Source organism: Colwellia sp. BRX10-4 (assembly GCF_014077465.1).
Lineage (GTDB): Bacteria > Pseudomonadota > Gammaproteobacteria > Enterobacterales > Alteromonadaceae > Colwellia_A.
Genome location: NZ_JACGVZ010000024.1, coordinates 19248 through 35637, shown reverse-complemented (window position 1 = coordinate 35637; position 16390 = coordinate 19248). Strand labels below are relative to the sequence as shown.

Sequence of the window (16390 nt, the reverse complement as noted above, 5' to 3'; positions counted from 1 at the left end):
ATTTTCTAATGAACTTATTTACCTATCAACTAAAACAAGCATTTTTAAGCTTGAAGAAAAAACCGGGCTTTGTTTTTAGTGTTGTTTCAACCATGGGAATAACGTTAGGTGCTTTGCTTTGTGTATTAACGCTGGCGTATGTGATGTTGATTAAACCGCTACCGTATCCAGAGCAAGACCGATTGTTCTTAGTCGAGTCAACGGTGGTAGATAAAGATCAAAAGAAAATATTTAGCGCTTTTAATTATCGCTCACTAGTAGACTTATATCGCAAACAAACCAGTTTCGAAAGTGCGGCTTTATTAGCATATGGAAAGAATGTGCTTGTTTCGCAACCTTCACAACCGCAAGTGACAACCACTTATGTCACAGCAGAAATATTTGAATTATTGAATATTCCCATGGCTATCGGCCGTTCATTTGGCATTGATGAACAGCTTGATAGTTATAACCCCGTGGCTATTTTAAGTTATGACACTTGGCAAAACGAGTTTGCTGGTAGTCTTGATATTCTTGATGAAAAACTCGTTGTAGACAATGTAAGCTTTAGTATTATCGGTGTGGTGGCTGAGCGATTTGCCGAACCCAAAACTTATTATATAAAGCACCCGTTAACCGATGTTTGGTTCCCATGGGATTATAACTATATCAGTGCTGAACGCAGAAAAGAAACCGGTTCAATGTCACTTGATACTATGTTTTTAGGGCGAACAATTAAAGGTCTTTCTTCTTCACAAGTAGAGCAAACGATAACGCCATTAGTGAATTTACCATGGAAAGAAATGGTAAGTGAATTTGAATATTATTCATCGAAGAATATTCAAATGAAGTTAACCCCTTTGAAAGAAATACTCATTGGTGATTCAAACAATATTATTTTTATGTTAATTGCTGGCGTATTAGGTGTGTTATTGGTTGCAGTTACCAATATCGCTAATTTATTTATGGCGCGTGCGGCTGAACAAAAAGGGCTTTACAGTGTTCACGCTTCGCTTGGGGCAAGTAAAAGCACACTCTTTAAAACTATGCTAAGCGACGCTGCTTTGTTGATGTTTTCTTCATTACTGCTAGCTTTTGTTGTTGCGCTAGTGGGTTTTGAGCTACTTAGTAAGCATCTTTTAGAAATACTCCCTCGCGTTAACGAATTATCATTTAGCTACTTTTCATTTTGCCTCACCGGATTGATATTTTTTACCTTTACTTGGATTTTTGCCAAGCTATTAAGTAAAAGTATTGACCATGAAAATTTAAATACTCAACTTAAAAGCGGCATCAAAGGAGGCAGTAAGCAAGTATCTAAAGGTAAGCGTCAATTCCTTATTGTTAGCCAAATAGCGATAGCGACGCTGTTGGTTTTTATTAATCTCAATTTATTTATAGATACATGGAAAGTTATTAATAACCCGCTTAGCATAAATATCGAAAATACTATTCATGTTGAAATGTCGACAGACCCAACGACCACTTTAACAGATGAAGAAAAAATTCAGATAAATAAAAACATACAATCGGCTTTAGAAGTTTTACCGCAAGTTGAGCGAGTTAGTTTGGCAAATGGTTCACCTTTTATCGTTGGTCAAGGCCTAAGGCAGGCAAGAGTTAAAGGCAGTGAGACTACCTACCCGGGCAGCAGTTTAAAAATAGATAATGATTATTTTGCTCTTTATCAGCACAAATTATTAGCAGGCGATTTTTTCAGTAAAAGCGATGTTCTCGATGAAAATAAAATTGCTATTGTTAACGAAGACTTTGCCAAAATAGTCGCGCCTACGGGTAGTGCAATTGGCAAAGAGTTAGAGTTTTTTGGTGAATACATTTACACCATAACAGGAGTGATTAAAGGCTTTAAGAAGCCTGGGGAAGTAGAAAACGAAAACCGGATATATTTTCCAGGGGTGAGTGCTCGTAGTCGCATAGTTATACGTTTAAAAGAGCAGGCCAAATTTTCAAGGCAAGAATTTGCATCATTTTTAAAAACGGTGACCAGTAAATACCGCGTACAGCTTTTTGAAACAGACCATAATAAAAAAAATGAAATGCTTTTTATTCACTACATGGTGTTAACAACGACTGGGTTTTTAGCGTTATTAACCTTTTTCTTAGCAGCTATCGGTCTTTATGGTGTTCTTAGTTATAGCACGCAAATGCGTCAGTTTGAAATTGGTACTCGATTAGCTGTGGGCGCTAAACGTGGCGACGTGATCAAACTGATTATTAAAGACAATGTGAGTGCAATATTATCAGGTGTGTTAGTTAGTATCGGTGCTTTGTTGTTATTAACAATTGGGTTTAGCGAACAAATAAGCCGCTACTTAACACTACAGTTATTACCTATTTTCATCGTTACATTAGCTTTGGTAAGTGTGTTATCACTCTTCGCCTGTTATATCCCTTTGCGTCAATACATCAATAAACCTGTGATCCATTCTCTAAAGGGAAGCGAATAATGAATCTATTTATCTACCAATTGAAACAAGTATTTCTAAGCCTCAAGAAAAAGCCAGGCTTTGTCGTTAGTGTTGTTTCAACCATGGGAATAACGTTAGGTGCTTTGTTGTGTGTGATTACACTTGCGTATGTGATGTTACTTAAGCCGTTGCCATATCCTGAACAAGAGAAATTATATGTCGTTGAAAGTAAAATAAAAGGGAGTGAGCGTGCGCCCAAAATATCGATGTATTCATACCCAGTATTTATTGAATTATATAAAAAACAATCGGCTTTAAATAAAGTAGCAATGATCGCCTACGAAAATACCAATATTACCTCTCATGCCGAACAGCCAAGAATTAATAACGCTTTTATTAGCCCTGAATATTTTAGCTTACTTAATCCTCCTATAGCACTAGGACGAACTTTTGAAGCAAGCGAAGCATTGAACACGAACAACCCAGTGGCGGTTATTAGCTTTGCTACTTGGCAAATATTATATGACCAGCAAGTAGATGTGTTGGAAAAAAACTTAACCGTTAATGGAGTGAGCTTTCGTATTGTAGGCGTAAGTGCTGAGACATTTATAGAACCTAGCTTGTATCAAACAGGTGAAAAAACTCAAGTATGGTTGCCGTGGGATTTCAATCCTGTCTCTGAAATTAAACGTAAAGCATGGGGGAATTTCGCGCCGAATATGTTTTTATTAGCCAAGCTCGATAACACCCTAACGGCTAAACAAGCTGAAATGATATTAACACCACAATTAACGGAGCGCTGGCAACAAGAGTTAGTAGGTAATGCTCGCTTTAAAGGAATGTCATTAAAAGTTGAGATGAAACCACTAATCAATGTGATTTCAGGAAACAATAACACCAATCTTGTTTTGCTATTTTTAGCTATTGTGGGATTACTCGTGATCACTGTGACTAATGTTAGCCACTTATTTGTCGCACGTAGTGCAGAACAACAACATCAAATGGCAATAAAAGCGTCATTGGGTATGAATCGTAAACAAGGAGCTATGCAGATTTTTGTCGAAACGTCCTGCTTGATGATATTGGCATTCATTGTTGCATTGGCTACTGCTAACATTGGTTTTGTTATATTGAAAACCTATCTAGCAGAATTATTTAATCGAGTTGACGAGTTGTCAATCTCGCTGATGCCACTCTTTATTTTAGTGATCACAATGTTGTTAATTACGCTAATTCTAACGAAGTTAACCCTTAAAAATTTCAAGTTCATATCGTTAAATACCACGCTACAAAATAGCAATAAAGGGCAGGGAGCTAAAGTATCGACTTTTTTTCAGCAAGGCGTAATCATGAGCCAGATATTGGTGACCGTATTGATCATTTTTGCCAATATGGTTTTGTTCAAACAAGCATATGAAAGTGTTAATCATGAAACAGGTTTTGATATTGAGCAAATAGAACATTTAGTTTTAGCTTTTAATGGCTCGGGTCGCCCCAATGTTGCAGAGCAACAAGCGACATATAAACAAATAAAAGCGCAGTTATTGCAAATGCCGCAGGTGAGTTCAGTTAGTCTGGGAAATTCGCCTTTGTCTTCTTACAGCGTTAGAAAGTTCGGTTTAGGAAAAGGCGCGCTAGAGTTTTCTATTGAGCAGAAAGAGATTGATGAGCACTATTTTTCGATGATAAAGCAATCTTTGATCTCGGGTGATTACTTCACTAGCAGTGAACTTAATAACAATGACAATGTGGTTATTATTAATGAGAGCTTAGCAAAGCAGTTGAAAGAGTTTGGTGAAGTTATCGGGCAACAAATAAAAGGATCTCGTGACGAACTATTGATAGTCAAAGGTATTGTTACCGATATTCATTTACCCAATAGTGAACGGCCTGAAATGAACAATAATTTTCTACTTTATCGTCCAAGTAAGCTAGGCCGAGGGACAGGCTTTATGGTGAAACTTAAAGCGGATCAAATATTACCTCGAGAGCAATTAGTAACAATAATTACAGAGGCTGACGCAAGGTACTCTATTTATGAATACCAAAGCCTCACTGAAAACTATCAACAGCTACTGCTGAATAAAAAAATAACTTTGTTTACCACGGGTATTATTACTTTAGTAGTCATTATTCTGGCGGCATTAGGGGTGTTCGGTGTGCTTGATTTTAATACTCGAATTCGCCGCTTTGAAATAGGTACACGGTTGGCGATTGGCGCGAAAGGACAAGATATTATACAGCTAATTTTGAAAGATAATTCCAAGGGGATTTTTATTGGTGTAGGGCTTAGTATGATGATATTGCTTAGCGTATGGGGAGGCTTTGGCGAAAGTTTTCAACAGTATCTCAACTTGCAAATATTACCCTTGTTTATATTGACGTTAGCGCTTATTTCTCTTATTTCATTTATTGCCTGTTATTTACCTCTGCGACAATACATCAATAAACCTGTGATAAATGCGTTAAAGGGAAGCTGACCGTGATACTGCATAAATTCAGCAGTACGGCTTCATTTATATGCACATCTACTAATTCCTTCGTAATTAATGCTTGTATGATTTTTATACCAATGGTATAAAAAATAATGGAATAAAAAAGAGTATAAAATGGAATACAGTGAATCAATAATTGAAGGTAGTATAATCAATGAGTTAACTTGTCCTGATTGTGGTTGTAAGCATCATCAGGTGAAAGGTGTGATTAAATATGCCTTCTTTTTTATTGAGTCTATTCCATTTTACCCGGTTAAAAAAAGTACTATTGTTCAATGTCAGCAATGCTGGGTTCAAACCGATGCAGCTACTTTACCAAAACAGCGTGTCAAAGAATTGTCAAAAAATCTATTTCCCGCTTGGCGATTGTTCAGTAAATTTTTAGGATCGCTTTTAACGTTAATGTTCCTAAGTTACTTAGTACAAGGTGAAATCAAACAACATCAATTGTCTGATCATTTTATCGAAACCCCGGCTGTTAATGACTTCTATCATGTTGATTTTCGGTATCTTTCTAGTGAGTTACGACCCAATGAAAAATACCGTGTTGGGAAGGTTACTGATATTACCGGTGATGTAGCAACCGTAGTCTATAGCCGATTATTTTATCGTATGCAGCATGGTGCAGATGAAAGCATTAGAGTCGGGCATGTAACTCACTTTAGTTTTTTTTCAAGAAAAGAATATCATTACAGTTTTGCTGAATTATATAAAATGCGCACGCAAGGTGCTATTTATCGGGTTGAAAGACCGATTAAAAATGAATTAAGGGGTAAGCCCGTTGTAACCGCGAAAAAGCGTTTTTTAAGCAGTACTTACTTCCCCGGCGCAAGACAGAACAATTCAGGTTTAGCTTTTTTAGAAGCAAGCTATATAGATAACCATATTGAACTAGCCTTTGAAAAATTCAATCTCTCAGCTGAAAGAGGCTACAAGCTTGGGCAAGTTAATTTAGCTGAACTTTACATCACAGGTAAGCATGGTGAGCAAGACTTAAACCAAGCACTATTTTGGTTACAAGAAGCGGCCTTACAAGACCACCAACCCGCCATAGATAAATACCTTATTGTTTGCCAGCAAGTTGCACAGTGCAGTAAAAGTGACTTTATCAAGGTATTATCAGAGCAAGGTGTTAATTTTCATATAGACAAATAAAACCTAAATAGACTGGGTGGGTATAGATTTAAAAGTAAGAGACTGTAACATCGGATTTATTGTCGATGTTCATTAAGAAAACATGCTCTTTAAACGACTAAAGAGCTTCCCGTCACTTTGCGCAGACTCATCGTATTCGTAAGGTGAATCTAATACGGCTAAACGCAATGAATACGTGCCTCCGTGTCCCCAAGGCCACCATAACGCTATAATCGCTGGTGTTGAATCTGTGGCAGGTCGAGCTAAAATAAGTTGATCTTTGTTAAGTTTAATTAAGGGACCTAAGTATTCTTTAATTTCATGTGGTGCTTTTTTTGCCGTTTTTTTATTCCATTCATGTTGAAATTGCTGGCGAAGTGCGTCTAGCGTTTTATCTTTTTTATCACGAGAGAATTCAGACAGCATAGCGGAAAATCTGTCTTCCCAGCGCCATGTTAATTGGTCGCCTAATAAATTAATTATGGGATGAGTAAATTCTTCGATTTTTTCTTGGCAATATGACACAAAAAAGTCCTATAAAATACGCTAAAAAGAAACTAGCTCTTAGCATAACAACAAATTATAGCTGATATATTACAACTGAATCACCATAAAAATAAAGCCTTTATTGGTAATAATTATCATTTGTAATAAATGTAATATAAAAGTGATTAAAATGTAAACTTACAATAAGCAATTGAAAGAAGTAAAGTTAATGGAAAGGTTAACTTTACTTTTTGCATAACTTTTACAGGCTAGAAGTTAGAACTCTATTTATTTTTATCGCTATTTTCTTCTGGCTTATCTACGCCAAGCCATGCCAATAAAAATGCTTTTTGTGATTCGCTTATCTCTTCATCATCTAGGGCTATTACTTTCACTTCTGGATTTTCAATAAAGGTAATCGTGGTTGATAGTTTTTCACCACGTTGAATGTATTCAATCGTTGTACTTTCGCCCGGTTTAAATTGCCCTAAAGCACTTGTCCATTGACTGTCGTTACCTATAGTTCTTCGACCTACTTTAACTATTTGGTCAGTGCGTTCAAGACCTGCTTGATAAAGAGGAGAGCCAATTTTTATTGGTTTCTCAATAATGGCAGCTTCGCCACTAAAATTAAATTTAACCTGACCTAAAAAAGCATCACCCGGGTGAGCACTGACTACTTTTAAGCCAGCATGAGTTAATAGTGATGCGTAATCAGGCTTTACTTGTCCATAAATATATTGCTCAAAGAACTGCTTAGCAAAGGTATCATTATTTAATAAAGCCCCTAAGGTGTGGCGTAAATCTTCACGGGTGTAAGGAATTTCTGGTTTACCAAAATCTGTCCACATTTTTCTCATAAAATCATCAAGTGATTTTCCTGGAAATTGCTGGCGAATAGATAAATCTAGTGCTAATGCCATGGCACTGCCATAACTGTAATAGCTGAAAAAGATATTACTAAAATTAGTTTTATCAATAGAAGTACCCGCATCGGTAAACGTTGCCAGCATACTCGCACCTTCAGGGGTGAAAAATTGTCGACCAGGTAACTGCTCAACCTGATTAACTGTCTTGGTAACAGCTTTTAAGTATTCATCAACCGTAGACTCTTGCGCTCTGCGGATCATTAATTTGTCATAGTAAGAAGTAAAGCCTTCGGCAAACCATAAGTTTGTTGTCATGTTATGAGTACTGAAGTTAAAAGGTTCTAATGCTTTAGGTCTTATGCGTTCAACATTCCAAGCATGAAAGAACTCGTGTGATAAGGTGCCTATTTGCGAGAAATCACCTTCATCTAATGATTTGGTATTAGTGAGAATGGTTGAGTTTCTATGCTCCATGCCATCGCGATTGACGTGGGGTAAATAACAGGCAATAAAAGTGTATTCTCCGTAATCAAAAGCAGGTAATTCGCCATAAACTTTAATTTGTTCAGCAACTACAGCTTTAGCTTGACGGGTAAATTCAACTAAATCTTCTTCTAGACCATTGTGATGCACAGCTAAGTTAATTTGGTAATCTTTGCCACTTGAGCGAACAGTCCAGCTTTTTACTTGGTGGTCACTAAGCTCTGTTGGGCTGTCCATAAAATAGGCTAAGTTGGGGGCAGTGAAGGTATATTTATCTTGGGTTTTTTGTAGCTGAGTGGCCACTTTCCATGTTGAACTAAAAGGTTCAAATGTTACTTTTATAGGACGCTTCTCATGGTTTGATGCCCACATAAACGTAGCAGGAATATTCAAGTGAGCATGTGTTCTGTCTATTTGAGCATAAGTACCATCAGCGCGGTCACCAAATAAGGTGTACGTTACGGTTACCTCACCATCGTGATTGTCGATTGCCCACTGATAAGGGTTAGGTCGCGTAATTTCTAAGGGCTCGCCCATACTGTTTACAGCAGTCACGTTATAAACGTTTTTAGCAAATTCATGTAAAGCATAGCGCCCTGGAGAGGTGCGGCTCATTTGAACGGTCAAAACTTGGCTTTCAATGTCTGGAAAGGTTACCGAAATTCGCGCTTCATGATGAACCGCGTTTTCGAAAGTTACTTTATAATGTGTAACGTTGTCTTTAACAGGTAATGAGTGACTTGAAAAAGCCACTATTAATGCTAAAAGAACTGTGGGGGCAATTCTCATTTTTTAATCCTAAGCGTTTTATATTGTATAATTATTGGCTTAGTGTAGAGAATTATTACTATTTTTTACAGCAGTACTTTTAACAATAATGAAGGTAAGCAAGCCATATCATTAAAAAAAGCTCATGATAAACAATATTATAGCGTTAGCATTTTATTGGTGGCATTAATTAACTGATCTCTTGTTTCAGGTTCAATTGAAGCATGGCCAGCCATTGTACTGAACAATGTAGAATTTGGCAGTTGTTGATGTAAGAGCCAAGCATTGTCAAAAGGGCAGACAATATCGTAGCGGCCATGAACAATAACCATAGGAATATTTTCAATCTTATGACAATCTTTTAGTATCTGATTTTCAGATAAAAAGCAGCCATGCACCATATAATGAGCCTCATGACGAGAGAGAGTCCAAGAAGAATCATCGCCGGTGAGTGCAGCAACAAACTCTTCGTTAGGCTTTAGCGTGCAACAACGGATCTCCCATTTAGCCCATGCTTGTGCAACTCGCTCTGCGGCTATTTTATCGTCACCTGTCATAATGTCGTAGGCTGTTTTAACACCTGTCTGAATTTCACCATTAGGCAGAGCATCAAGATACTCTTGCCAATAATCAGGAAAAATTCGAGTACCACCTCCGCCTTCAAATGCCCATCGAGTATCCTCGGCACGCCCTAAAAAAATACCGCGTAATACCAAGCTGATCACTGATTCAGGGTGATTTTGTGCATAGACTAAAGCCAGTGTTGATCCCCAAGAACCACCAAAAGCATGCCATTTTTTAATCTTTAGCTTTATACGAATTTTCTCAATATCGGCAACTAATAACTGAGTATTATTATTATCTAAACTACCAAAAGGCAACGAACGACCACAGCCACGTTGGTCAAATAAAATGATATGGTATTTTTCTGGGTCAAAAAAACGTCGGTCATTGGCTGAACTCCCGGCTCCTGGTCCACCATGAATAAAAACAACGGCTTGTCCTTTTGGATCACCACATTGTTCTACATAGAGTTTATGTTGGTCACCGACGGGTAATAAAAAATGATTAAAAGGTGTGATTTCTGGATAAAGTTCGTTCATTGCTACGCTCATCGTTAATAATGAAATGAATTAATCTCACTAGGGTTAATGTTATCGCTATCTAGCTAGTTCATGAATAAATACATAGTTACACTGGAGTATAAATTATTTATAAAGTGCAGGTAAATCGGTAGGTAAATACCACCGCTACTATAGCGTGATACACCTAAAATAATGGCTAAAGGAAATAATATCACGAGTATGTTTATATCGTACTGGCCCGCATGAATTAAAGTAAATAACACACTGGTTATAATAATCGTAACAATAACACCTAAAGGCGATCTTGCTAATCCTTTAAAAATAAAGCCCCTAAAAATAACTTCTTCAAAAAATGGGGCGGCTATCACGACGGCAATAAAAAGCAAGAATAGATAATCAGTTGTATTGTAAATATTTATCATACTTTGTGGCGTTTTTATACCTAAGGCATCTGAGGCAAAGTAGGAAAAGATAAAATAACCTATTAGTGCAACATTATAATTAATGAAGATGGCTTTATTTGGTCGTTTGTCAAAACCTAAATAGGCCGCAGCTGTTGTTAGCTTTCTTCTTGCTGCGCAATAAAAGATCAAGGGGGTTAAGCATAAAGCCGTGATCAGATAGTTAATCGCATTAAAGTCACCATCGAGTGCTAACCTTTGACTTATTTTTACCCCAGCGGTTAAGGCGCGATCTATACTCATTCCTGGTGCGGCGACTTCTATGCCTGCAGCTATAGCAAGAACAGTAATCGAAATAATAAAGTAAAGGATGAAAAACAGTAAGGTTAACCCTAACGTTGCAGAAGCGCTCCACCGGCGAGGAGTTTCAGTTAATGTTACCGCTATTTTTTGTGTATCAGCTAACATTGCTTTTCCTTGGTATTAGGACATAAAGAGAAAACATTCAGTAGTATCATTTACAGTAAATAGGCAAAGTGTTTTTCCTCTGCTGATTAAGTACTTGCAGTACTAAATGTTTAAAAATTAGCGAGTTGGGAATTACGTTACAGTGCGGTGAAGTTATCTTTTTCAGTTAAATTAAATTTTTTAATACATGCTTGGCAGATACAACTTTTACCCTTGGCTTTACCGGGAACTTGTTGAATTAAGGCTTTGGGCACTTTTTCTAGAGTGCACCAACATTGCTTAGGTGAATCGACATCACAACAATTTTTTTGTTGGCAAAGAGGGCAGTTACTGGTTTCTATATTTATAGTCATAGATTATTTACGCTTGAATTGTAGGGCGGCATTGTAGCTCGACAAGCATAGCAAGAAAAACCTAAGCGGACTTTACTTTTATAGGCAGTGGAGCTTTTGATTCGCATCGCTAATGTTGTTAAAAATGTTGCTTTATTGACCTAATTAAAGGCAAACTAACTAAATAATAAAAAAAAGGATTTTTTTTGCGTATTTTCAATTCTTTACCTCCAATAAAAACATTTATCATTAGTGCCTTATTACTCTTACTGAGCGGCTTAACGCACGGCGAAAAATATGATGGCATTTATATTGATGCAGCCCCTGCTTGGGTTGAGTCTCGTGATATCACACTAACAAAAGACATTCCCGTCGACGAAATAACCGATGGTGTATTTTATCAATTACTGGATTCACAAAGGAAATTATCTGAAAAACAACAAAGTGCTTGGTATTCTCGTTATGTTCAAACAGTTGTAAACCAAGCTGGTGTTGATTATATCTCGCAAATAAATCTCGATTTTGACCCTACTTACCGAAAGCTGGTACTCAATACCTTGTTCGTTATTCGAGATGGGCAACGTATTGATAAATTGTCGAGTGCAAAGATTTCATTATTAAACCGAGAAACCGAATTAGAAAATCAAATTTATAATGGCTCTTTAACACTCAATATCCTTATTGACGATATTCAAGAGGGTGACACCATTGATTATAGTTTTACACGTTATGGCGACAATCCGGTTTATAAAGGTATTTTCGCTTATAGTCGAACACTGAGTTGGAGTGTGCCAATACGAGATCAATTTGTTCGAGTGCTTTGGGGGAAAAGTAAGCCTTTATTTTCCAGCACGCGCAATGTATCAGTGCCAATTACAGAAAAAAAGCTGGGTGAGTACACCGAATACCAAGTGCATATGCATAACGCTGAAACACTTTCTTCAGCAAGCGAAGTGCCAGGTTGGTATGAACCTTATGGCTTAGTATCCTTTAGTGAAAGTAAAAACTGGGGCGATGTTGCTGTCTGGGCTGAAACCTTGTATCAACCGAGTGAACAACATAAAACGATTATTGAAATTGCTAATGAGCTTCAGCAAAAAAATAAAAGCCAAGCAGAGCAAATTGCAGCAGCATTAAAATATACGCAAGACAATATACGCTATGTTGGTTTAGAAATGGGGGTTAATTCCCATTTACCGACACCGGCCCATGAAACCTTAGCGTTGAAATATGGCGACTGTAAAGACAAAGCCTTATTGTTTATTACGCTGTTAAACGCATTGGGCATTGATGCATATCCCGCCTTAGTTAATACCGAAGAAACTAAATTTCTTGTTGAACAACTCCCTGCGGTTAATTTGTTTAATCACGTTATTGTTACCTTAGAATTTAATGGTAAACGTATTTGGTTAGATCCGACGTTAAGTTATCAAGAAGGGCGTTTAGCGTATCTTTTTCAACCGGATTATGGATTTGCCTTGGTAGTTAAATCGGGAGAAACAACATTAACATCAATGGCTAATAGTCAGTCAAATTCTTATACTCATGTTGAAGACCGTTATGTTATTGGCGAAAATGTAGAGCAAGCAGTACCCTATTATATTGTCAGTGAATATTTAGGTGATACCGCGCAAACTAAGCATAGTCAAATTGAACAAGCGGGTAAAAAGAAACTTTCCACAGACTATGAAACCTTTTATCAAAGTACCTATCCTAAATTAACAGCTACTTCCGCCGTTGATATTACAACAGATTATTCAACAGGCGTGTTGAAATTGGCCGAAAGCTACACGATTAAGGAATTTTGGAAAAAAGGAGAGGTTGATTATGAAAGAAGCTTCTATCCTACGGATATCAGAAATGCTGTTTATAAGCCCAAGCAAGTTGCAAGAGTAGCGCCGCTGTGGTTCGCTTACCCAAATAATATTATTAATAAAATCACCTTAGAATTCGAAGAACAAAACTGGGAATTTGATGATGAAAGCTTCGTTGAAGATAACGACTTTTTCTTTTTTAAACGCAATGTTTCCTTTACCGATAATATCTTAAACTTAACTTTTGAATACCGCTCTAAGACTGATCATATTCCGGCAAATGAAGTGGAAAGTTATCTTGCTGCAAGAAAAACGTTAAGAAGTAAAGCTTATTATGGCATTACTAAATATGCAAAACAGACAACCAGTACGGTTGACGTTGACGTTGACGATGAAGAAAGTCCTTTAGCTAGTTGGATGCTTATCGCAATGTGGACTTATGCTATCGGCTTGGTTGCTATTCTTGTTAGCTGGCGAATCGAGTCTAATAAACGACCGGTATTTGCTGATAGTCATTTTTTTCCAGTAGCATTAGTTAAATTTATTACCATGTCATTTTTTACCTTTGGACTTTATAGTGCCTATTGGATGTATCGAAATTGGCAGGTTATTAAGCAAAAACAGCAAAGCGATATCATGCCAATCGTACGAGGTTTCTTTTCTATCATTTGGTTCTATCCACTATTTTTAGCATTAAAAAATGACAGTATTGAACGTTTTGATAAAAACAAAGTGATGCTGCCTTTTATCGCGGTAATTTTTGCATTGGTATATTTAATACTCTCATTAGTGGGTAACTATACAGAGCAAAAGGTTTTGAATGTATTGATAATGTTATTACCTTTACTCTTCATTCCTTTTGTAAAATACATTAATAGTATTAACGATCGAAACAGTGAGGCCATTCAGTACAATTCAAGATGGAACGTACACAGCATTGTTGCGATTATATTATGTTTACCACTGCTGAGTTTAACCGTCGCTCAAGAAACGCCGTTTTTGCCAAGTGATTCGGTTATTTCGCAAAATAAAATTATGCAACACGACATGAAGTATCTTTATCGACAGAATGTTGTTGCTACCGGTGAAAGAATCCATTATTTTTATAGTGATGCTTTTTTTACTATCCGTGATGACGGAAATGGCTTTACCGATAAAGAAGTGTTCTCTTATTGGCAAGATGACAATGATGGTTTCCAGCTTGAAAAAGTCCAATTTCACGAGATTAAAGACATCAATGTTACTTATGGCAAAGCAACAGATGAAAATACTATAGTGACGGTTACCCGTCTTGATGACACTAATTTTAAACTGTTTGTTGCTTCGACAAATGCAGGCGATAAATTATTTGTCGATAAGTTAACAGCACTCTGGGAGTTATCTAAGATACGTTAGCGGTATCTTTGTAATGGGATAAGTAAATGATAGATATTTCAATTGAGAAGATAATCATTGATTCTTTAGCATTAACTAAAGATGGAGTAGGAATTTTCAATAGAGATGATCGTCTCATTTATTGTAATGATGCTATCGGTCGATTATTTGGTATGTCTGCTGAAGAGGCACTTAACAAAAGCTTTTCTGAGCTAAGTGCAGACTGCTTCAATAGTTCAAAAGGGATTAATATTGAATTTACAACTTTAGAAGCTTGGTTATCTCATGCCTCAGCGAAGAGAAGGAGTTGTCCTTATAGAGCGTTTGAAGTCGATACCCAAGAAGATAAGTGGTTTCTTGTTACCGAACAGATTGTTCATAATGATTACCTTTATATGTACATCACAGATATTACAGAAAAAAAGGCAAACGTGAGAGTGTTACAGCTTATGTCTGAACAATTTCAAAAGCTTGCTACTACCGACTCTCTTACCGGTATTTATAATCGCCGTTATTTCTATGAAAAAGCTGAGGCCGAGTTCAATCGAAGTAGCAGGAAAAACAAACTATTTTCAATAATGTTTTTGGACTTAGATAAGTTCAAGCATATTAATGATAAATTTGGTCATGCCGCCGGTGATGCATTTTTAAAAGGTTTTGCAGACAATGTTCAGACGCACCTAAGAAGCTATGATACTTTTGCTAGGGTAGGTGGGGAAGAATTTGCCATATTATTACCTAATACCGACAAAAATAATGCCAGTATTATTGCCGAACGAATAAGAGCATCAACAGAAGCCCTTATTATTCCTTTTGAAAATCAATTATTAAAGATCACGGTATCAGTGGGTGTGGTAGAAAATTCAAATGAGATCAAATCAATTGACCAAATAATGAATAATGCAGATAAACGCTTATACCAAGCGAAATGTAATGGGCGTAACCAGATTTGTTAATAAGGGATTTAACAAATCTGTATAACTACTGATGAATAGTCGCTTAATAGGGCGAAGTTCTTAGTCGAGTCAGTAGACGTTAGAATAACAACCGGAATAGCGCAGACTAAGATACTATTATTTATTACACTACCGCCAAGCCGGTTGCCACTCCTTGAGCCCAGCACGCTTGAAAGTTATAACCCCCCAACCAGCCAGTAACGTCAATCACTTCACCAATAAAATACAAGTCATCGCTCTTTTTGGCGGCAAACGTTTTTGAAGATAATTCGTCGGTATCAACACCGCCAAGTGTAACTTCCGCTGTTCGATAACCTTCAGTGCCATTGGGCTTGATTTGCCATTGGTGAATAAAAGCATGAATGGCCTGAATTTCTGCATGGTTGAGTTGATTAACCGCTTTGTCTGGAATGTCTTTGCTTTCAATTAAGCACTCAATGAACCTTTTGGGTAGTAAGGTCGCGAGCAAATTTTTAAGCGATTTTTGCGCCTGATGCTGGCGCCATTCAGCGATGATGTCATTTAAGCTGTGATCGGGTAACAAATTAATGGTTACTTCTTGACCTGCTTGCCAAAAAGAGGATATTTGCAAAATGGCGGGGCCAGACAAACCTCGATGGGTAAATAAAATATTTTCTTTAAAGGTTTCGCCGCTGTCACTAGCGACTTCAGTAAATATACTTATACCAGATAAACCATCAAAGCGGGTTTTATCGTGATCATGCAAAGTAAAAGGCACTAATGCCGCTGTTGTTGGTAATACATTCAAGCCAAACTGTTCTGCTATTTTATAGCCAATAGGACTTGCGCCAAGCTTTGGCATTGTTAGGCCGCCAGAAGCGACCACTAATGATTTGCAGCTATAACTGGCTTCTGTTGTTTGGACTTGGTAACCACTGTCAGTTTTAGTGACTGAGAGTACTTCATTACGCATTTTAACGTCAACGCCTGCCCAATCACATTCGGTCATCAAAACGTCAACAATATCTTTTGCACTGTCATCACAAAATAATTGCCCTAATGTTTTATGATGATAATTTACGCCATGGCGTTCAACAAGTTCAATGAAGTCTTGTGCTGAATAACGACTTAATGCTGATTTTATGAAGTGAGGGTTTTGGCAAATATAGTGTTCCGCACGGGCATTTTCATTAGTGAAATTACAGCGTCCGCCACCACTGATCAGTATTTTACGGCCTGGTTTTTTGCCCATATCGACAACAATGACTTTCTTACCGCGATAACCGGCAGTTGCCGCACACATCAATCCTGCAGCACCTGCACCAATAACTAACACGTCAATTTGCAAAGCATTTT

Annotated in this window: 11 protein-coding genes; 5 read left to right on the top strand and 6 right to left on the bottom strand. The window is 37.2% G+C overall.

Annotated features, from left to right (window positions below):
- Positions 1 to 8: 8 nt before the first annotated feature.
- From H4J67_RS16105 to H4J67_RS16095, 3 genes are all read left to right on the top strand, one after another.
- Complete coding sequence (locus H4J67_RS16105; RefSeq protein ID WP_182204348.1) at positions 9 to 2447, top strand: ABC transporter permease; 2439 nt, start codon at positions 9 to 11, stop codon at positions 2445 to 2447.
- On the top strand, positions 2447 to 4888 hold the full coding sequence (locus H4J67_RS16100; protein ID WP_182204346.1) for an ABC transporter permease: 2442 nt from the start codon (positions 2447 to 2449) through the stop codon (positions 4886 to 4888). The genes H4J67_RS16105 and H4J67_RS16100 overlap by 1 nt, the downstream gene beginning before the upstream one ends.
- 129 nt (positions 4889 to 5017) lie before the next feature.
- Positions 5018 to 6058 carry a tetratricopeptide repeat protein gene (locus tag H4J67_RS16095; protein WP_182204345.1) on the top strand — a complete coding sequence of 347 codons (1041 nt, stop codon included), beginning with the start codon at positions 5018 to 5020 and terminating at the stop codon, positions 6056 to 6058.
- Positions 6059 to 6130: 72 nt separating this feature from the next.
- Here H4J67_RS16095 and H4J67_RS16090 read toward each other — a convergent pair whose 3' ends face one another.
- From H4J67_RS16090 to H4J67_RS16070, 5 genes are all read right to left on the bottom strand, one after another.
- The gene (locus tag H4J67_RS16090) at positions 6131 to 6562 is read right to left on the bottom strand and encodes a hypothetical protein (protein ID WP_070375238.1); all 432 of its coding nucleotides are present in this window, start codon (positions 6560 to 6562) and stop codon (positions 6131 to 6133) included.
- 245 nt (positions 6563 to 6807) lie between these two features.
- Positions 6808 to 8664: a M61 family metallopeptidase gene (locus H4J67_RS16085; protein WP_182204343.1), complete on the bottom strand. Its 1857-nt coding sequence runs from the start codon at positions 8662 to 8664 to the stop codon at positions 6808 to 6810.
- Between the two features lie 137 nt (positions 8665 to 8801).
- Positions 8802 to 9746, bottom strand: a complete 945-nt coding sequence (gene pip / locus H4J67_RS16080) for a prolyl aminopeptidase (RefSeq protein ID WP_182204342.1) — start codon at positions 9744 to 9746, stop codon at positions 8802 to 8804.
- Between the two features lie 65 nt (positions 9747 to 9811).
- The gene (locus H4J67_RS16075) at positions 9812 to 10597 is read right to left on the bottom strand and encodes a CPBP family intramembrane glutamic endopeptidase (RefSeq protein ID WP_182204340.1); all 786 of its coding nucleotides are present in this window, start codon (positions 10595 to 10597) and stop codon (positions 9812 to 9814) included.
- 137 nt (positions 10598 to 10734) lie between these two features.
- The gene (locus H4J67_RS16070) at positions 10735 to 10950 is read right to left on the bottom strand and encodes a cysteine-rich CWC family protein (RefSeq protein WP_182170536.1); all 216 of its coding nucleotides are present in this window, start codon (positions 10948 to 10950) and stop codon (positions 10735 to 10737) included.
- Between the two features lie 185 nt (positions 10951 to 11135).
- Here H4J67_RS16070 and H4J67_RS16065 point away from each other — a divergent pair, with 185 nt between their 5' ends.
- Together H4J67_RS16065 and H4J67_RS16060 are read left to right on the top strand one after the other, a co-directional pair.
- Positions 11136 to 14138, top strand: coding sequence for a DUF3857 domain-containing transglutaminase family protein (locus tag H4J67_RS16065; protein WP_182204338.1), 3003 nt, complete (start codon positions 11136 to 11138; stop codon positions 14136 to 14138).
- A 26-nt stretch (positions 14139 to 14164) separates the two neighbouring features.
- Entirely contained in the window at positions 14165 to 15073 is a 909-nt protein-coding gene (locus tag H4J67_RS16060; RefSeq protein WP_182204336.1) for a diguanylate cyclase, read from the top strand.
- Positions 15074 to 15197: 124 nt separating this feature from the next.
- Here the strand turns inward: H4J67_RS16060 and H4J67_RS16055 are convergent, their stop codons facing one another.
- The gene (locus tag H4J67_RS16055; RefSeq protein WP_259368643.1) at positions 15198 to 16382 is read right to left on the bottom strand and encodes an NAD(P)/FAD-dependent oxidoreductase; all 1185 of its coding nucleotides are present in this window, start codon (positions 16380 to 16382) and stop codon (positions 15198 to 15200) included.
- Between the last annotated feature and the right edge of the window lie 8 nt (positions 16383 to 16390).